The 16,685-nt window shown below is 53.4% G+C and carries 14 protein-coding genes; all 14 read right to left on the reverse strand.

Annotation, left to right across the window (positions count from 1 at the left end):
• Positions 1-73: 73 nt before the first annotated feature.
• Complete coding sequence (gene infB / locus AC3CB2_RS10210; protein ID WP_352932449.1) at positions 74-3,106, reverse strand: translation initiation factor IF-2; 3,033 nt, start codon at positions 3,104-3,106, stop codon at positions 74-76.
• Positions 3,107-3,113: 7 nt separating this feature from the next.
• Positions 3,114-3,761: an RNA-binding protein gene (locus tag AC3CB2_RS10215; protein ID WP_083416921.1), complete on the reverse strand. Its 648-nt coding sequence runs from the start codon at positions 3,759-3,761 to the stop codon at positions 3,114-3,116.
• Between the two features lie 130 nt (positions 3,762-3,891).
• Entirely contained in the window at positions 3,892-5,610 is a 1,719-nt protein-coding gene (nusA, locus tag AC3CB2_RS10220) for a transcription termination factor NusA (RefSeq protein ID WP_008548691.1), read from the reverse strand.
• A 118-nt stretch (positions 5,611-5,728) separates the two neighbouring features.
• Positions 5,729-6,319 carry a ribosome maturation factor RimP gene (rimP, locus tag AC3CB2_RS10225; RefSeq protein ID WP_014283424.1) on the reverse strand — a complete coding sequence of 197 codons (591 nt, stop codon included), beginning with the start codon at positions 6,317-6,319 and terminating at the stop codon, positions 5,729-5,731.
• A 244-nt stretch (positions 6,320-6,563) separates the two neighbouring features.
• A complete protein-coding gene (gene trmB / locus AC3CB2_RS10230) occupies positions 6,564-7,265 on the reverse strand; it encodes a tRNA (guanosine(46)-N7)-methyltransferase TrmB (RefSeq protein WP_037036356.1) in 702 nt (233 codons plus the stop codon).
• A 66-nt stretch (positions 7,266-7,331) separates the two neighbouring features.
• The gene (gene metK, locus AC3CB2_RS10235) at positions 7,332-8,516 is read right to left on the reverse strand and encodes a methionine adenosyltransferase (protein ID WP_014283422.1); all 1,185 of its coding nucleotides are present in this window, start codon (positions 8,514-8,516) and stop codon (positions 7,332-7,334) included.
• Positions 8,517-8,664: 148 nt separating this feature from the next.
• Complete coding sequence (locus AC3CB2_RS10240; RefSeq protein ID WP_037036478.1) at positions 8,665-9,075, reverse strand: helix-turn-helix domain-containing protein; 411 nt, start codon at positions 9,073-9,075, stop codon at positions 8,665-8,667.
• 237 nt (positions 9,076-9,312) lie between these two features.
• Complete coding sequence (lnt, locus tag AC3CB2_RS10245; protein ID WP_352932445.1) at positions 9,313-10,923, reverse strand: apolipoprotein N-acyltransferase; 1,611 nt, start codon at positions 10,921-10,923, stop codon at positions 9,313-9,315.
• A 45-nt stretch (positions 10,924-10,968) separates the two neighbouring features.
• Positions 10,969-12,120 carry a hemolysin family protein gene (locus tag AC3CB2_RS10250; protein WP_143111096.1) on the reverse strand — a complete coding sequence of 384 codons (1,152 nt, stop codon included), beginning with the start codon at positions 12,118-12,120 and terminating at the stop codon, positions 10,969-10,971.
• A gap of 43 nt (positions 12,121-12,163) precedes the next feature.
• Positions 12,164-12,670 carry an rRNA maturation RNase YbeY gene (ybeY, locus tag AC3CB2_RS10255; protein ID WP_352932443.1) on the reverse strand — a complete coding sequence of 169 codons (507 nt, stop codon included), beginning with the start codon at positions 12,668-12,670 and terminating at the stop codon, positions 12,164-12,166.
• On the reverse strand, positions 12,667-13,776 hold the full coding sequence (locus tag AC3CB2_RS10260) for a PhoH family protein (RefSeq protein WP_425328941.1): 1,110 nt from the start codon (positions 13,774-13,776) through the stop codon (positions 12,667-12,669). Before AC3CB2_RS10260 ends, ybeY begins: the two co-directional genes overlap by 4 nt.
• A gap of 48 nt (positions 13,777-13,824) precedes the next feature.
• A complete protein-coding gene (gene miaB, locus AC3CB2_RS10265) occupies positions 13,825-15,237 on the reverse strand; it encodes a tRNA (N6-isopentenyl adenosine(37)-C2)-methylthiotransferase MiaB (RefSeq protein ID WP_008548367.1) in 1,413 nt (470 codons plus the stop codon).
• 157 nt (positions 15,238-15,394) lie between these two features.
• The gene (olsA, locus tag AC3CB2_RS10270; RefSeq protein WP_352932439.1) at positions 15,395-16,210 is read right to left on the reverse strand and encodes a lyso-ornithine lipid O-acyltransferase; all 816 of its coding nucleotides are present in this window, start codon (positions 16,208-16,210) and stop codon (positions 15,395-15,397) included.
• 9 nt (positions 16,211-16,219) lie between these two features.
• Positions 16,220-16,645, reverse strand: a complete 426-nt coding sequence (locus AC3CB2_RS10275) for a Fur family transcriptional regulator (RefSeq protein WP_008548754.1) — start codon at positions 16,643-16,645, stop codon at positions 16,220-16,222.
• Between the last annotated feature and the right edge of the window lie 40 nt (positions 16,646-16,685).

Genomic DNA, 16,685 nt, shown 5'->3' on the forward strand with positions numbered 1-16,685 from the left:
TGTAACAGCAGAGCGCCGACGGAGTTGACCCCGCCGGCGCTACTGAATGCTTTTAGATTGAACTCAGCTCTTATCAGAGAGAGCGAGCAATCTCTTCTACCTGGAAGCACTCGATGACGTCACCGACGCGCATATCCTTGTAGTTGGTGAAGTTCATGCCGCACTCAACGCCGGACTCAACTTCTTTAACTTCGTCCTTGAAGCGTTTCAGTGTGCCCAGCTCGCCTTCGTGAACAACAACGTTGTCACGCAGCAAGCGAACCTGTGCACCGCGCTGAACCACACCTTCGGTGACCAGACAACCTGCAACACGACCAATTTTGGTGATGTTGAAGATTTCTTTGATGTCTGCGTAGCCGAGGAAGGTTTCGCGACGCTCTGGAGCAAGCATGCCAGACATGGTGGACTTCACATCGTCGATGAGATCGTAGATCACGCTGTAGTAGCGGATTTCTACGCCTTCGCGACGTGCAGCTTCCTGAGCCTGTTTGTTTGCACGAACGTTGAACGCCATGATCGGAGCTTTGGAGGCAATCGCCAGAGTGATATCGCTCTCGGTGATACCGCCTACGGATGCTGCAACAACACGTGCACCGACTTCGTCGTTGCCCAGTTCTTCCAGAGCACCCTGGATTGCTTCGGCAGAACCCTGCACATCGGACTTGATGATGAGCGGGAATTCTTTTTTGCCTTCTTCTTGCAAGCCCTTCATCATCGCTTCCAGAGAACCACGAGAGCCAGCAATACGTGCTGCAAGCTTGTCGCGCTTCTGACGATGACGATATTCGGAGATCTCGCGAGCGCGACCTTCGTTTTCTACGACTGCAACCATGTCACCAGCGGATGGTGTGGACTGGAAGCCAAGAACTTCAACCGGCTTGGAAGGACCAGCTTCCTTAACCTGCTTGCCGTTCTCGTCGAGCATTGCACGGACGCGGCCCCATTCGGAACCAGCGATGACAATGTCACCAACCTTCAGTGTACCCTTCTGAACCAGAACGGTTGCAACCGGACCACGACCCTTGTCGAGCTTGGCTTCGATCACTGTACCTTCAGCAGCGCGGTTCGGGTTCGCTTTCAGCTCAAGAACTTCAGCCTGAAGCAGGATCATTTCGATCAGCTTATCCAGGTTGGTGCCTTCTTTTGCAGAAACCTCAACGTCGATCACGTCACCGCCCATGGATTCAACGACCATTTCCTCACGGAGCAAGTCATTGCGAACACGGGATGGATCAGCACCTGGCTTATCCATTTTGTTGATTGCAACAATAATCGGCACTTCAGCAGCTTTTGCGTGCTGAATAGCTTCTTTGGTCTGTGGCATCACACCATCGTCCGCAGCAACCACGAGGATGACTACGTCGGTGGACTTGGCACCACGTGCACGCATCTGAGTAAATGCGGCGTGACCCGGTGTATCGATGAAGGTGACCTTCTGGCCATCCTGTTCAACCTGATATGCACCGATGTGCTGTGTAATGCCGCCAGCTTCGCCAGAAGCAACGTTTGCCTTACGCAGAGCATCGAGAAGCGAGGTTTTACCGTGGTCAACGTGACCCATGATGGTCACAACCGGAGGACGGCTTACCAGTGCTGCTTCATCGTCTTCAATGGTGAAGAGACCCTCTTCAACATCCGCCTCAGAAACACGCTTAACGGTGTGGCCCATTTCCTCTGCGATCAGTTCCGCAGTATCGGCGTCGATGATGTCGTTGATCTTCATCATCTGGCCCTGCTTCATGAGCAGTTTGATCACGTCAACCGCACGCTCAGACATACGCTGTGCGAGTTCCTGAATGGTGATCGCTTCAGGCAGTGTTACTTCACGTGCTACCTTCTCGCGAACGACCTTCTGCTGACCCTGACGCTTTTCCTTCTCACGACGACGGCGCATGGAAGCCAGTGAACGGCTGCGACCCTCGTTGTCACCGGTTGCGCGGGTGATTGTCAGTTTTGACTTACGACGATCGTCGCCTGCGCCACGGTTAGGTTTGCTAGGAGCCTCTGGCTTCTTGTTCCGGGTTACCGGCTTCAGAGCCATCTTCTTGGTGTTTGCTTTACCAGTCTCCATGCTCTCAGCTGGAGCAGGAGCAGCGCCTGGGCGAGCACCGCCTGGACGAGCGCCTGGACGTGGACCGTCGAGACGTGGAGGCTTGCCATCACGCATTGGTGGACGGCCACGGTCGCCACCTGGACGAGGACCACGATCACCACCTGGACGCGGACCACGATCACCCTGCGGGCGAGGACCACGATCGCCAGCTGGGCGAGGACCACGATCACCGCCTGGACGAGGGCCGCGCTCACCCTGAGGGCGAGGGCCACGATCGCCACTGCGATGCGGACGGTCACCAGAACGCTGAGGACGATCACCACGGTCGCCGGAGCGCTGTGGACGATCACCGCGAGCTGGACGCTCTTCACGCTGAGCTGGTTTTGGAGCTTCAGCAGCTTTTGCCTTTGCTTCCGCTTCAGCCTTTGCTTTCGCTTCTGCTTCAGCTTTTGCACGCACTGCAGCTTCTTCAGCTTCGCGCTTTGCACGAGCTTCGTTTTCTACGCGCTGCTTTTCAGCTTCAATTGCGCGCTGACGTGCCAGTTCTTCCTGACGCTTAGCTTCTTCAACGCGACGCTTCTGGTCTTCGACCTCACGTACCTTCGCCATTTTCAGCGCTGCGAGACGTGCGTCTGCTTCGCCCTTGGTCAAGGTTTTGAGGACTGCACCACCGCCCTGGCCGCCATTGCCGCCACGACGCTGACCGCCACGCTGGTTGTTGTTTCGGTTGCCACCGCGACCAGCAGCTTCACCACGCTTCTGAGCATCGCCAGCACCGCGACGTGCCTGCTGAGGACCGCGATCCTGAGCTGGACGCTTTTCAGTGCGACTTGTGGAGGCCGCAGGAGAAGCAGGAGTTGCAGATGCAGCGGAACCTTCCTGGCCCGGTACAACTACACGGCGCTTCTTCTTTTCCACGACGACTGCCTTGGAGCGGCCGTGGGAGAAGCTCTGCTTAACAGTGCCCTTCTCAACACTGCCTCCGCGTTTGAGGCCCAGCGTTTTCTTTTCCCCGCCGGCGGGATTGTCGTGGTTGTTTTTGGTATCGCTCATATTGCCTTCAGTCCTGCGTCACTGCACCCTTTGTACCGTCGTCGTCAGCCCCAGCAGAAACATCCCGGAATTGCGCAAGGCGTTGCGCGTGCTTCACGAAGTTTCTGCCCGCCTCGCCGGCCAGCAGTACAGCATGTATAACGTTTTCCCGATCCAGATGCGTACTCATCTGATCCGAGGTAAACAGGCGGATCACGCTGAGACGATCCACCTTGCCAAATCTAGAAGCGGCTACGGCCGCCAACTTACGCACACCATCTTCAGAGGCATCAGTGGCGTGCACCAGAGCAAGAACACTCTCCTTCTTGAGAGAAGCCTCGACTTTTGAATAGCCGACAATCAGGTTGCCAGCTTTTCGGCTCATGGACAGTGCGCCCAGAGCTGCCTGCTCCAGCAGTTCGTCAGTGTGGTCGGCCAAACCTTCTTCAGCGTTAACCTGCTCCTTAAAGCCTCTCGAGAAAGCGCGCTTTTTAATCGCTTCCTGCAAGACAGACTTCTTTGCGGTCACCCAAACCCCACGTCCCGGGAGGGTGCCTTTCACATCAACTACAACAGTTTTGTCAGGAGCCATAACGAATCTGAGAAGCTCTGTCACCGGTAGAACTTCACGCGTTACAGCGCAGGTACGTTCTGTCGGCTCATTTTTTCTCGGCACTTCGTTTTCCCAACCCAACTATTGTTGTTATTTTTCATTCAGTTACGGGGATGTAGAAATCTGCAGACTTCTGCTGCAATTTCAACACACCCCCGTATAAAACTTTTTTCTGCAGTCAAGCGGCTACAGATTATTCAGAGGACTGCTCGCCTTTTGCGTCTTCTGCACCGCTCTCTTGCGCCAATTCCTCGTCTGCGTCAACCGCAGTCTCGTCAATTGTTTCAGCTTCGAAGGATTCTTCGTCGCCTTCAAATTCGCCTTCTTCGACTTCCAGCTCTTCCTCGGAAACCTCAACGAGGTCTTCCGGAGAGATCCAGCCAGCAGCGACGCGGGCGGACATGACGATCGCTTCCGCATCAGCGCGAGACAGATCAAAACCGCTCAGAGTACCTTCCACGCGAATGGTTTCTTTATCCTTGCGCTCTGTCCAACCGACGAGATCGTCAGCTGCACAACCTGCAAGGTCTTCCATGGTTTTGATTTCGTCTTTACCCAGTGCGACCAGCATCGCGGATGTAAGACCAGGGACCTGAACCAGCTCTTCGGAAACGCCAAGCTGACGACGCTCTTCTGCGAGTTTAGCTTCCTGTTCTTCCAGGTACTCACGTGCACGAGCTTGGATTTCGTCGGCTGTTTCTTCGTCGAAGCCTTCAATGGACGAGATTTCGTCGATGTCAACGTACGCGACTTCTTCTACAGAAGTAAAGCCTTCTGATGCGAGAAGCTGAGAAACCATCTCGTCAACATTCAGGGTATTCTGGAAGAGATCGGAACGGATCTGGAATTCTTTCTGACGACGCTCGGACTCTTCAGCCTCGGTCATGATGTCGATGCCCCAGCCGGTGAGCTGAGATGCCAGACGCACGTTCTGGCCACGACGACCGATTGCCAGAGACAGCTGATCGTTAGGAACAACAACTTCGATACGCTCGGAGTCTTCGTCGAGAACAACCTTAGCAACTTCAGCAGGCTGCAGTGCGTTCACGATGAAGGTCGCAGCATCGTCATTCCAAGGAATGATGTCGATTTTTTCGCCCTGAAGTTCGCCAACAACTGCCTGAACACGGGAACCACGCATACCAACACATGCGCCAACTGGATCAATGGAACCATCGTTGGATAGAACAGCGATCTTAGCGCGGGAGCCAGGATCACGAGCAACTGCTTTGATCTCGATAACACCGTCGTAGATTTCCGGCACTTCCTGCGCGAACAGTTTAGCCATGAACTGTGGGTGTGTACGGGACAGGAACACCTGCGGACCGCGCTGTTCGCGGCGTACGTCGAAGATCAGTGCGCGAATGCGATCGCCATTGCGGAAGATTTCGCGTGGGATCAGCTCGTCGCGACGAACGATAGCTTCGCCTTTGCCGGTGTCGACAACAACGTTGCCGTATTCAACGCGCTTAACAACTGCGTTGAGTACTTCACCGATGCGGTCTTTAAACTCATCGTACTGCTGGTCACGCTCTGCTTCGCGCACTTTCTGCACGATAACCTGCTTCGCGGACTGAGCAGCGATACGACCGAAGTCCAGCGGTGGCAGTGGATCTGCCATGAAATCGCCGATGGTTGCGTCCGGGTTGCGCTCCTGCGCATCAACCAGAGCAATCTCGGTGGAGATGTTTTCGACAACCTCAACAACCTGCAGCAAACGCTGGAGGCGGATTTCACCGGTTTTCGGATTAATCTCGGCACGAACTTCAGTCTCGGTGCCATAACGGGAGCGAGCGGCTTTTTGGATTGCATCCTCAAGAGCAGCAATCACGATGCTACGGTCGATCGACTTTTCGCGGGCAACCGCATCAGCGATCTGCAGCAGCTCCAAACGGTTTGCGCTGATAGCCATTCCTCGTCAACTCCTTCCACGCCCTGCTTTCTTCACACCAGCAGGAACATCAAAATCAAAAGGGTGGCTCTCTTAAAACCGGAACCGCCCATACCCCTTGCGCAACACAAACAGCTAATCAGTGATTGAGGTAACTGTCGTCGTCCGTAGGCTCCCCACGGGCTGCTTTTGCGGCTTTGTCGGCTTTTAGAGCCGCATCAATCAGTTCATCGGTCAGAACCAATACAGCTGACCCGATCTCATCCAGCGGAAGACGCGCTGCTTCGTCCTGACCTTCCTGTACGTCGGTCATTCTGATGACAGCATTTCCCTCTTCCACACCGATGATGTGTCCACGATATCTCTTACGCCCAGCTTGCGGCACAGACATTTCGATTTTCACAACATGTCCGGCCCAGCGTTCGAAGTCGCCAGCGCGTACGAGCGGGCGGTCGATACCTGGAGATGAAATTTCGAGATGATAGGCACCGGAGATTGGATCGTCCACGTCCAGCGCCGGGGAAACTGCGTGGCTGATTTCTTCACAATCTTCAACAGCCATCGTCCCGTCCGGGCGCTCTGCCATGATTTGAAGGGTGCAGCCATTGTTTCCGTTTACACGGATGCGCACCAGCCGATAGCCCAGGTCAACAATGACCGGCTCGACAATTTCAGCTACGCGGGCCTCAAGACCCTTTTCCTTTACAATCCGGGGATCGGTTTCGTCCACTTGGTACCTATCGTCTTAATGCAAAGACATACTTTGTGTCTTTGGCAGTTATTTTCGGATACCTGATTTTCGACAGTCAGGCATCAATACCGACTTAGCTAATAAAAAAGAGCGGGTCCTTTCGGGGCCCACTCCTCAATGCTCTTAACTGAGCCGATAGAGAACTCTTGCTCTGCAATATAGTCATTTGACCACTGTATGCAACAGAAAATCAAAGATGAGAGCAGACAAAAGCAAGATGCTTTTAGGTTTTCGTCTCTTCAACTCGTAAAAATGTCAGGTAACGGCCAATTCTGCCTTCACGATGTGCCTTGCGCTCATAACGTGTTCCCGGCCAATTGTGCCACGGGGTGCGCCAATCGGCAGCACACTGAGCACTCCATTCAAAGGCAGGGTGCTTGCGGCAATGCGACAGGGTCCAGTCCACGTAGGTGTCGATGTCACTGGCAAATCGATATTCGCATCCCGGCTTCAACGCCCGCGCGATGCGCGTCAGGTTGATCTGGTTTACGAAGCGGCGCTTCCAGTGCTTCTTCTTTGGCCATGGATCCGGATAGAGCTGGTAGGCCATGTCCAGAGACGCAGCTGGGAGCCAGTCGAGCAGTTTGCCAGCATCGTCATCATAAAGACGGATGTTCTTGAGGCCATGCGCTTCGATGCTGGTGACAGCCTTGATGATGCCGGAACTGAACGGTTCGCACCCGATGAAGCCGATCTCAGGATTTTCTCTGGCGCGGTGAATGAGGTGCTCGGAACCACCAAACCCGATCTCCAGACAAACGCTTTTGACTGGCACGGGGAACAGATCCGCCAAGTTTTCAGGAGGCGTCTGTGTCAGGTCCAATGCCACTGTTGGCAGGACCTCCTCAAGCAGTTGCGACTGTCGCGGACTTGCTGGCTTTCCGACGCGTCGGCCGAAAAAGGAGCCTTTGTAGTGATCTACCATCGTTCTCATAAATACAAACTGGCCGGAGGTTGCCCCGGCCAGTTGTTTATTCTCTAGCGTTAGAGGTTAAGCGTAGGCTTTCTCTACAGCATCACGCAGGTTATGGACAAGGTCGATTTTCTCCCAGGAGAAACCGCCGTCCATTTCAGCTTCGCGACCGAAGTGGCCGTAGGCTGCTGTACGTGCGTAGATTGGCTTGTTCAAGCTAAGGTGCTCGCGGATGCCGCGCGGGGTCAAGCTCATGACTTCGCGGATCGCAGCTTCAACGCGCTCGCTTTCAACACGGCCTGTGCCATGCAGGTTCACGAACACGGACTGTGGCTCAGCAATACCAATCGCGTAGGACAGCTGAATGGTACATTTGTCAGCCAGATCAGCAGCCACAACGTTTTTCGCGAGGTAGCGTGCAGCGTAGGCTGCGGAGCGGTCAACCTTGGTTGGATCCTTACCGGAGAACGCACCGCCACCGTGTGGGGCAGCACCGCCGTAGGTGTCCACGATGATCTTACGGCCTGTGAGACCACAGTCGCCATCAGGACCACCGATTACGAACTTACCGGTTGGGTTGATGTGCCAGATGGTGTTGTTGGTCACCCAGTCCCGCGGCAGAGCTGCGCGGATGTAAGGCTCAACAACAGCACGCACATCGTCAGATGTCATGGTTTCATCCAGATGCTGAGTGGATAGCACGATGGATGTTGCCTCTACTGGTTTGCCATCTTCATAACGGATGGAAACCTGGCTCTTCGCGTCCGGGCCGAGCATTGGCTCATTGCCGGATTTGCGTGCATCTGCCAGCAAACGCAGGATCTTGTGAGAGTACAAGATCGGAGCTGGCATCAGTTCTTCTGTTTCGCGGCATGCGTAACCGAACATGATGCCCTGATCGCCGGCGCCTTCGTCCTTAGAGCTGGAGGCGTCTACGCCCTGAGCAATATCTGCGGACTGGCCATGCAAAAGAACCTGAATGTCGAGGTCTTTCCAGTTAAAGCCGGCTTGCTCATACCCGATATCCTTTACAGCAAGGCGGGCGATGTGAGCCAAATACTCTTTCGTGAGAGTGGCCGGGCCGCGGGTTTCACCTGCGATAACGAGTTTGTTCGTTGTTGCAAGCGTTTCACAAGCCACGCGGGCTTCTGGCATTTCCTTTAGAAATGCGTCTACGATCGTATCTGAAACGCGATCGCAGACTTTGTCGGGATGGCCTTCTGAAACCGATTCCGACGTGAACACGTAGTTCTGACGAGCCATTGGCAAACGTCCTTCTGGGAAGAAATATATAATTGAAGCGACGGCATATCCGTCGCTTCTGGTTTTACATCAAACAAGGAATGTCGATTACGTCAAGAGATTTAGATCAAAATTGCCAGAGAATTGCGAAAATTTACGGATCACAAACTTAATCTTCATCCCCAGCAATACTCTTCACGAGCTCTACAACCTTTTTCCGGACTTTCGGGTTTTCAATGCGAACGAAAGCCTTGTTGAGAGCTAAACCATCAGAAGATGACAAAAAGTCGACAACGTAGGTGGTTTGTGGGTTATCACCAACGCCTGGGGTTTCATCCGGGGTACCCGGTGCATCTTCAAAGAAAAAGGCGACAGGCACTTTCAGAATGGTCGCAATGTGCTGCAAGCGGCTTGCACCAATCCGGTTTGTCCCTTTTTCGTACTTCTGGATCTGCTGGAATGTAATGCCAAGGCTCTCGCCAAGTTTTTCCTGACTCATGCCAAGCATCATGCGGCGCAAGCGTACTCTGCTGCCGACGTGAACATCGATAGGGTTTGGTGCTTTTTTGCTGGGCATTATCAAAGGCCCTCTTCTTTGGTTTTTTACGGTGCCTTACCGTGGGTTTTTATTTAAACGGGAGCGCAATGCAGCGACTCTCGCAAGAACGCAATTCATCAAACCTGCATTTCGACAGTTGCCAAAACAACCTCTCACAGAGGCATCGGTGGCAGGCCCATAAGGTTTTTTTGAGGCCAGATCTGACGATCATGGTGAAAACCTTTACGTGTATTAGATGACGACATTTGCGTGCATTCGTCAATCTCTACGGGTAGGTAATAATTTCTCCATCACCAATAGGAGACTAACAACTACTAGAATAATTCCCCAAAAAATTGAATCACCCACCCTCACGTAAAGCGTGGGCCTTAGTATTTCAGGCAATTCACTACTGAAACTACCTTTTTTATTTAGAACAACTTCTGCGAGTATTCTACCATTGGAATCTACTAGGCTGGAAATACCAGTATTTGCAGCTCGCACTAACGGCACGCCTTGTTCAACTGCTCGAATTCTTGCCTGCGCCAAATGCTGATACGGACCGGCTGTTTCGCCAAACCATCCGTCATTTGTTAGATTTACGAGCAAGTTAGGCCGCTCGGATTCCGGGAGGACCGTTTGCGGGAAGATCGCCTCATAACAAATCAGAGGCTGGAAACTAAATGAATTTTTTAAATCTATTTTCTTGTGCCGAGCTGCCGCTGTGAAGTCTGCTGGCGCAGGAACCAGACGCTCCACACCAATGGATTGCAAAAGCCAGCGCATCGGCAAATATTCTCCGAAGGGAACAAGCCGCACTTTGTCATAGATATCTATGAGTGCACCTTCGTCTGATACAACAAAAGTACTGTTAAAAAAGCGATTCTGGTTCCCTGAGAGTTCTCTGCGAATACCACCCGTAATCAACATAGTATTTTGGGGAAGTGTGGCTCCGATGGCCTCCAGAGCCCCTGGCTGCTCATCCAGAAGGAATGGGAAAGCCGATTCAGGCCAGAAGATCAGTGTCTCTCCAACCTGCTCCATCTCTGCCAGAGCCTGCTGTGTCTGTTGCAGATAGAGGGGGAGTAGCCTTTGTCGGTTTTCGGGCTTCCACTTGTCCGCCTGAGGTACATTGGGTTGTACTACAAGCACCCGAAGCCCCTCAACCGACTGTTGCGGGGCCTGCAACCTATTCGTTCCGTATACAACCACGCCAGCCCACACAACCGCACACGCAGAGATATAGACAGCAGCAGCTTTGCGCCCTTGATCGAACAGGACCACAGGCATGGAAAAGACGAGGAGAACGAGGAAGCCAACACCGTAAATACCGAGCGCGGAGAAGCTTTGCATCAGCATCAGGTTATCGGCAAATGCATAGCCCCAGACGTTCCATGGAAAGCCTGTCAGTATGTGTCCGCGCAGCCAATTGGAGAGCGCAAGGGCAACCACAAACACCAGAATGCGGGAGGTCCCACTCGTCCAAAACAGGGACGCAGTGCCAATAACGATGGCAGGGATTAGAGCCAGACCACCGGGCAGGATGACCAGAGCGAACGGGATCATCCAGCCGTAGCTTTTGGCGTCGACGAGGAAAGCTTCTGCGATCCAGAACAATCCGATCAGGAAGAACCCAAAGAAGAACGCCCAAGCCGTGCGGAAGAAGGCCGCAAAGCGGGATTTTCGGCGTTCAGCTGCGTGTTCCTTGGCACCATCGAGAAGGAAGATCAGAAGCGGTAGCGTCACCCAGAGAACTGGAAACGCGCCGTAGGGAGGGAATGCAAAGGCTGAAACCAAACCGGCCACGAAGGCCAGTAATCCGCGTCTCCACCCTGATAATTCCCGAATACTGTTTATCAGAGTTCGAGGGTTACCAATGGCAGAGACCATTCCCCACTCCCGAAAATCAAAATTATAAAATCAGCAATACGATGCTTATTCTGCAGCTTCAGGCCGACGCGGACGAATTCTTTGAACCGCAACACGCTGGTCTGTTCTCCGTTTGGAAATACGCAGACGCTTGATACGACGCAGGTCCGCATCAATCACTTCGAATTCAAAGGCCGGAAGGCTCCTGTCGATGATCAGCTCGCCACGGACCGGCACCCGATCCAGAATGGAGAACAGGAGACCACCAAGGGTGTCCACTTCTTCCGTCTGCTCTTCGCCGAGTTTGAAGTCTGCTCCAAGCTCTTCCTGAAGATCTTCCAAATCAATTCGAGGATCAACCACCCAAACGCCGGGGCTGACATTCATGATAAGTTCTTCTTCGTCCTTATCATGCTCGTCTTCAATATCGCCAACCACGGTCTCAACGATATCCTCAAGGGACACGAGACCGTCTGTTCCGCCATACTCGTCAATCACCAGTGCCATCTGGACGCGGGTGACCTGCATCTTCTTCATCAGATCAGAAGAAGACATGGACGGTGGAACGAAGTGCAATGGGCGGATCAAACCGGTGACGTTGAGCGGTGTCGACAGGTCAACGCAGGACAGATCCAGCAGAGACTTTTCTTCTGCTGTCTTTTCCGAGGCATTCTTCTCTGGTTTCACCAGGGTCAGCGGAACTTCAGATTTCTTGGCTTTTACAGCCAGCTCAACGAAGTAGGACATAAGGTCCTTGATGTGGACCATGCCTCGAGGGTCATCCAGGTTGTCATGATAAACCGGCATACGGGAGTGACCGGAGGCCTTGAACAGGGCCATCACTTCACCGATTGTGGTGGTGTCTTCCACGGCCTCAATGTCTGCACGCGGGATCATGACATCTTCAACACGAGATTCGCGCAGTTGGAGGATGTTGGTCAGTAGCTCGCGCTCTTCCTTCGTGAAGGCAGCATCAGCGCCTTCGCTGTCACGGGCGAGCTCATCTTCCAGGTCTTCGCGCAATGAAACGGCCGCGCTTTTGCGGAAACCTCTAAACGGATTCAGTTTTGATTTCAGCCTGGTCCACACACCAGGCCTGATCGCTTGTGGCTCAGAGGTATCTTCGGCGACGGCTGTGCCGGTACTACTTGCAGGCTCTGCAGTTTCAGCCTGAACGGAGGTGCTTGCACCTTCTGTACTTCGAGGTTCCGGGTTCATCTCTCTCTCGTTGTTCCCTGCATTCATTGTGAGTGCCGGGGTATCATTTATCTGCCGATAGTGGCGCATCTTTGTATGGATCAGGGATTTGTAAGCTCGCCAAAATCAGGCGTTCTTCCGCTTCCATTTCCTCCGCTTCCTCATCTATCTGGTGATCATATCCAAAAAGATGAAGGGTTCCATGAACAATAAGATGAATTAAATGGTGTTCGAATGGAATCCCAAGCTCTACAGCTTCGCGCTTTACCGTCTCATTTGCAATAATAATATCACCTAATAGCGGGCCGAATGGTGGCTCTTCGCTATCATCTCCTGGAAACGACAAGACGTTCGTCGGTTTATCCTTCTGACGCCACATCTTATTCAGTTCCTGAATATGAGCATCATCGGTGAAGACGAGGGAGACTTCTGTGTTTTCTATTACAGAGAGGTCACTTGTTGCGAAAGCGGCGGCGATTGCCTTTTCGGCAACCGCTTCCAGTGTTTCTTCACTTTCCCAATCACCTGCTTCAATCAGCAGGTCGATGTGTACCGGGCAAGCCGTTGTCATTCTTTGGAGCCTTGCTCTTCGTTTTCTTTGGCTGCAGCTTCTTCAGCCTGTCTGCGTTCTTTGGCTTCCAAGCGGCGACGGCTCTCGTTGTCGTATGCACCTACGATGCGGGCCACTAGTTCGTGACGCACAACATCACTCTCTGTGAAGTCTACGCGCGAGATGCCTTCGACACCGCTGAGGATCTTCAATGCTTCACGCAGGCCAGACATCTGGCCCGGAGGCAAATCGACCTGGCTCGGGTCACCGGTCACGATCATCTTGGAGTTCTCACCCAAGCGCGTCAGGAACATCTTCATCTGCATGGATGTGGTGTTCTGCGCTTCATCAAGAATGACGATTGCGTTTGAGAGCGTACGACCGCGCATGAATGCGAGGGGCGCCACTTCAATCATGCCGCTTTCGAGGCCACGCTCCAGCTTTTCCGGCGCCATCATTTCATTGAGGCCGTCGTAAAGCGGACGCAGGTATGGATCGACCTTATCCTTCATATCACCCGGCAGGAAGCCGAGGCGTTCGCCAGCTTCAACAGCAGGGCGAGACAGGATCATGCGGTCGATTTCACCACGTTCTAGCAACGCTGCTGCATAGGCAACGGCGAGGAAGGTTTTACCTGTACCGGCTGGTCCTACACCAAAGGTCAGATCAGAACGGTCCATTGCCCGGATGTAGGCATCCTGCGCAACGGTTCTGGCAACCAGCGTCTTACGACGTGTTGCAATCTGCGCAAATGCCATGCGGGATTTTGGTTCCATCGTTGGCAGAGAAAGCTGAGCTTCAGCCACTTCTGCCAGACGGATCGCTCCATCTACATCGCCGGGTGTGATATCGTGACCACCCTGAAGCCGCGTATACAGCGACTCCAGAGCAAGCTTGGCTTGCTCTGTGGAGGTTTTGTTGCCACGAATGGTGACCTGATTGCCGTGAGCGATCGCTTCAACACCCAGACGCTGCTCAATCAGCGCCAGGTTCTGGTCAAACTGACCGAACAGATCACTTACCAGTCTGTTGTCTTCGAATGCCAACACCACATGCATCATATCAGATGCCGCAATGGGGCGCATGGCCGTCCTTGAAGCGGACGTTGTCTGGGCTTTGCCCTTCAAATAATGCCTCCGTTCGCCTTTACGCGAGAATCTGGGAGCATCATGCACTTAAACAAGGCGACCTTCCAGACTATTTGCACTGGCAGCGACAATTTCTACTGATCTGATTTCACCATACAGGTCCAGAGGTGCATTTACATGAACAGGCTGGAGCCAAGGTGAACGACCTGCAAGCTGGCCTTCTCTGCGGCCTTCCTTTTCAAACAGTACATCAATTGTTTTGCCAATCAATGACGCATTGAAGTCTTTTTGCTGCGTGCTGAGCAGTTCCTGCAGCTCTGCAAGGCGTTCAGACTTCACTTGCTCGTCGATCTGCTCTTCCAATGTGGCACCCGGTGTGCCTGGGCGCGGGCTGTATTTGAAGGAGAATGCAGAACCGTAGGTGACACGGCGGATCAGGTCCAATGTGTCTTTGTGGTCCTGATCAGTTTCACCTGGGAAACCAACGATGAAGTCACCGGAAAGGGCGATATCGTCACGCGCTTCACGAATGCGGTCGATCAGACGGAAGTAGTCATCGCGAGTGTGCTTGCGGTTCATAGCCTTCAGAATTGCATCAGAACCAGACTGAACTGGCAGATGCAGGTAAGGCATCAGAATGTCGAGGTCACGGTGAGCAGCAATCAGGCTGTCTTCCATATCCCGTGGGTGGGATGTGGTGTAGCGCAGGCGCTCGATACCATCGATTTTCGCAAGACGGAACAGGAGTTCGCCGAGGCCCCATTCGCGGCCATCCGGGCCTTCGCCATGCCACGCGTTGACGTTCTGGCCGAGCAGTGTCACTTCGCGAACACCAGCAGCTGCCAGACGCTCGGTTTCCATGACGATCTGTTCTACCTTACGGGACACCTCAGCACCGCGGGTGTAAGGCACCACGCAGAAGGTGCAGAACTTATCGCAGCCTTCCTGAACGGTTACGAACGCAGTAACGCCACGCTTACGGACAGCTTCTTTAGAAGGCGTTGCGAGGTGCTTGAACTTGTCCTGAATGTCAAACTCAGTCTCAACGACCTTTGAGCCATTGGAGGCACGTGTGAGAAGCTCTGGAAGGCGGTGGTAGGACTGCGGGCCTACAACGAGGTCCACAACAGGCGCACGGCGGGAGATTTCCGCGCCTTCGGCCTGTGCCACACAGCCAGCTACAGACACCATCATCTGTTTGCCGTCTTTGGCTTTCTCTTCTTTGAGCTTACGGATACGGCCAAGTTCGGAGTATACCTTTTCTGCCGCTTTCTCGCGAATGTGGCAGGTGTTCAGGATAACCAGATCCGCATCGTCCGGATTTTCAGTTTTTTCGTAGCCATCGTTGCTCAGGGCATCGTTCATACGATCGGAATCGTAGACGTTCATCTGACAGCCATAGGTCTTGATGAAGACCTTACGGGTCGCTTCGGTTTTCTCGAGCGCCTCCGTTGCGTTGTCGGATTGGCTCTGGTTTTCGTGGTCTACTAGGTTATCCATTAAATCCTCGAGTGGATCTGCAGCCGGGTTATCTTCTTCTTGCAATGCCCGGCAACTCGAGCGCATCTGCTCTTTTCATCAGCAGCGCCAGCTCGTCATTTTCAGAATTTTGGAGAGCTTTACTCTGTTTTTCACAGAAAGAGAAGCCTAGACTTGATCAGGCTTGGACCTGCTCTTGCTGTTTGGGAAGATTTCCCTGCAATGCTTCAATGGTCATTCCTCTGACCTGCTCCTCCAAATCACGCGTTAAGCGCTTGCGATTAGTCGCTTTTTCGATTGGGACAGGCGTACCCCACGTCAAATCAACGTCCAGTCCGCCTTCTTTGATGACAGACCAGAGATGCCCTGCGAGTTCCATGTCTCCGTACCAGGCAACATGGGCACGCCAGAAGCGGCCCATTGGCATGCCCTGCAGGCGCGTATAGGCGATGGAAAGCGGCTGCACATAAGCAACCTCCTCATCTCCCACATTCATTGCGTGGTGAACGGCTCCCACGAGCGCGGAGCGGAAAGGCAGCACCTCGTTGCCGTTGCTGGAGGTTCCTTCCGCAAACAACACCATGGCATCGCCCTGCGCCATGCGCTTAGCAACTTCCTTCGCTACACGGCCCGTGTCGGATCTTCGTTGACGATTAACAAAAACGGTCCGCTGGAGCTTGGCGAAGAGGCCAAAGATCGGCCAACCAGCAACTTCAGATTTTGCGATAAAACTGAGGGGTTTCGTACAGCCCAGAACCACGATATCCAACCAGGAACAGTGATTGGCGGTGACGAGAAGAGGGCGTTCGGACGCCATTTGTCCATGTTGGTGGACACGCAGACCTATCAGGCGGGAGGCTGCTTTATGCCAGAGCAGAGGAAATTGCCGCTGGACCGGCCAGCCTAGCTTCATTGCAACCCACTGAGGGGGAATGAGGGCCAGCGTAACGATCGTTAGTGCGGCGATTATGCAAACTGCTCTGACAGTTGCCATGCTCGGCCTCTATTTTTCGTCTATCGGAATGCCGTAGAGCTCCAGACGGTGATCAACCAGTTTAAAGCCCAGCTTGCGCGCGACTTCTTCCTGCATCTTTTCGATTTCTTCGCTGCGGAATTCGATCACATCGCCAGAGCGCAGGTCGATCAGGTGATCGTGGTGCTCATCAGAGACGGTTTCGTATCTGGAGCGCCCGTCGCGGAAATCATGACGTTCGATGATGCCGGAGTCTTCGAAAAGCTTCACTGTGCGGTAAACAGTTGAGATGGAGATCTTTGGATCGATCTGGGAAGCTCTTCTGTAAAGCTCCTCCACATCAGGGTGATCTTCAGCAGACTGAATTACATCAGCAATCACGCGGCGCTGTTCTGTCATTCGCATGCCTTTGTGAGCACACATTTCAATCAGCGTCATTTTTTCTTCTGCCGTCATTTGCCCCATATTCCTCAAAATCACGCAGGCACCACAATAT

The sequence above is a fragment of the Pseudovibrio sp. SCP20 genome (assembly GCF_057774105.1).

Bases quoted from the DNA above. Each gene is read 5' to 3' on its own strand.
- trmB (WP_037036356.1), bottom strand. From the start codon at position 7,265: ATGGTAGATCACTACAAAGGCTCCTTTTTCGGCCGACGCGTCGGAAAG.
- lnt (WP_352932445.1), bottom strand. From the start codon at position 10,923: ATGGTCTCTGCCATTGGTAACCCTCGAACTCTGATAAACAGTATTCGG.
- ybeY (WP_352932443.1), bottom strand. From the start codon at position 12,670: ATGACAACGGCTTGCCCGGTACACATCGACCTGCTGATTGAAGCAGGT.
- miaB (WP_008548367.1), bottom strand. From the start codon at position 15,237: ATGGATAACCTAGTAGACCACGAAAACCAGAGCCAATCCGACAACGCA.
- metK (WP_014283422.1), bottom strand. From the start codon at position 8,516: ATGGCTCGTCAGAACTACGTGTTCACGTCGGAATCGGTTTCAGAAGGC.
- AC3CB2_RS10250 (WP_143111096.1), bottom strand. From the start codon at position 12,120: ATGAACCCGGAACCTCGAAGTACAGAAGGTGCAAGCACCTCCGTTCAG.
- olsA (WP_352932439.1), bottom strand. From the start codon at position 16,210: ATGGCAACTGTCAGAGCAGTTTGCATAATCGCCGCACTAACGATCGTT.
- nusA (WP_008548691.1), bottom strand. From the start codon at position 5,610: ATGGCTATCAGCGCAAACCGTTTGGAGCTGCTGCAGATCGCTGATGCG.
- AC3CB2_RS10275 (WP_008548754.1), bottom strand. From the start codon at position 16,645: ATGACGGCAGAAGAAAAAATGACGCTGATTGAAATGTGTGCTCACAAA.
- infB (WP_352932449.1), bottom strand. From the start codon at position 3,106: ATGAGCGATACCAAAAACAACCACGACAATCCCGCCGGCGGGGAAAAG.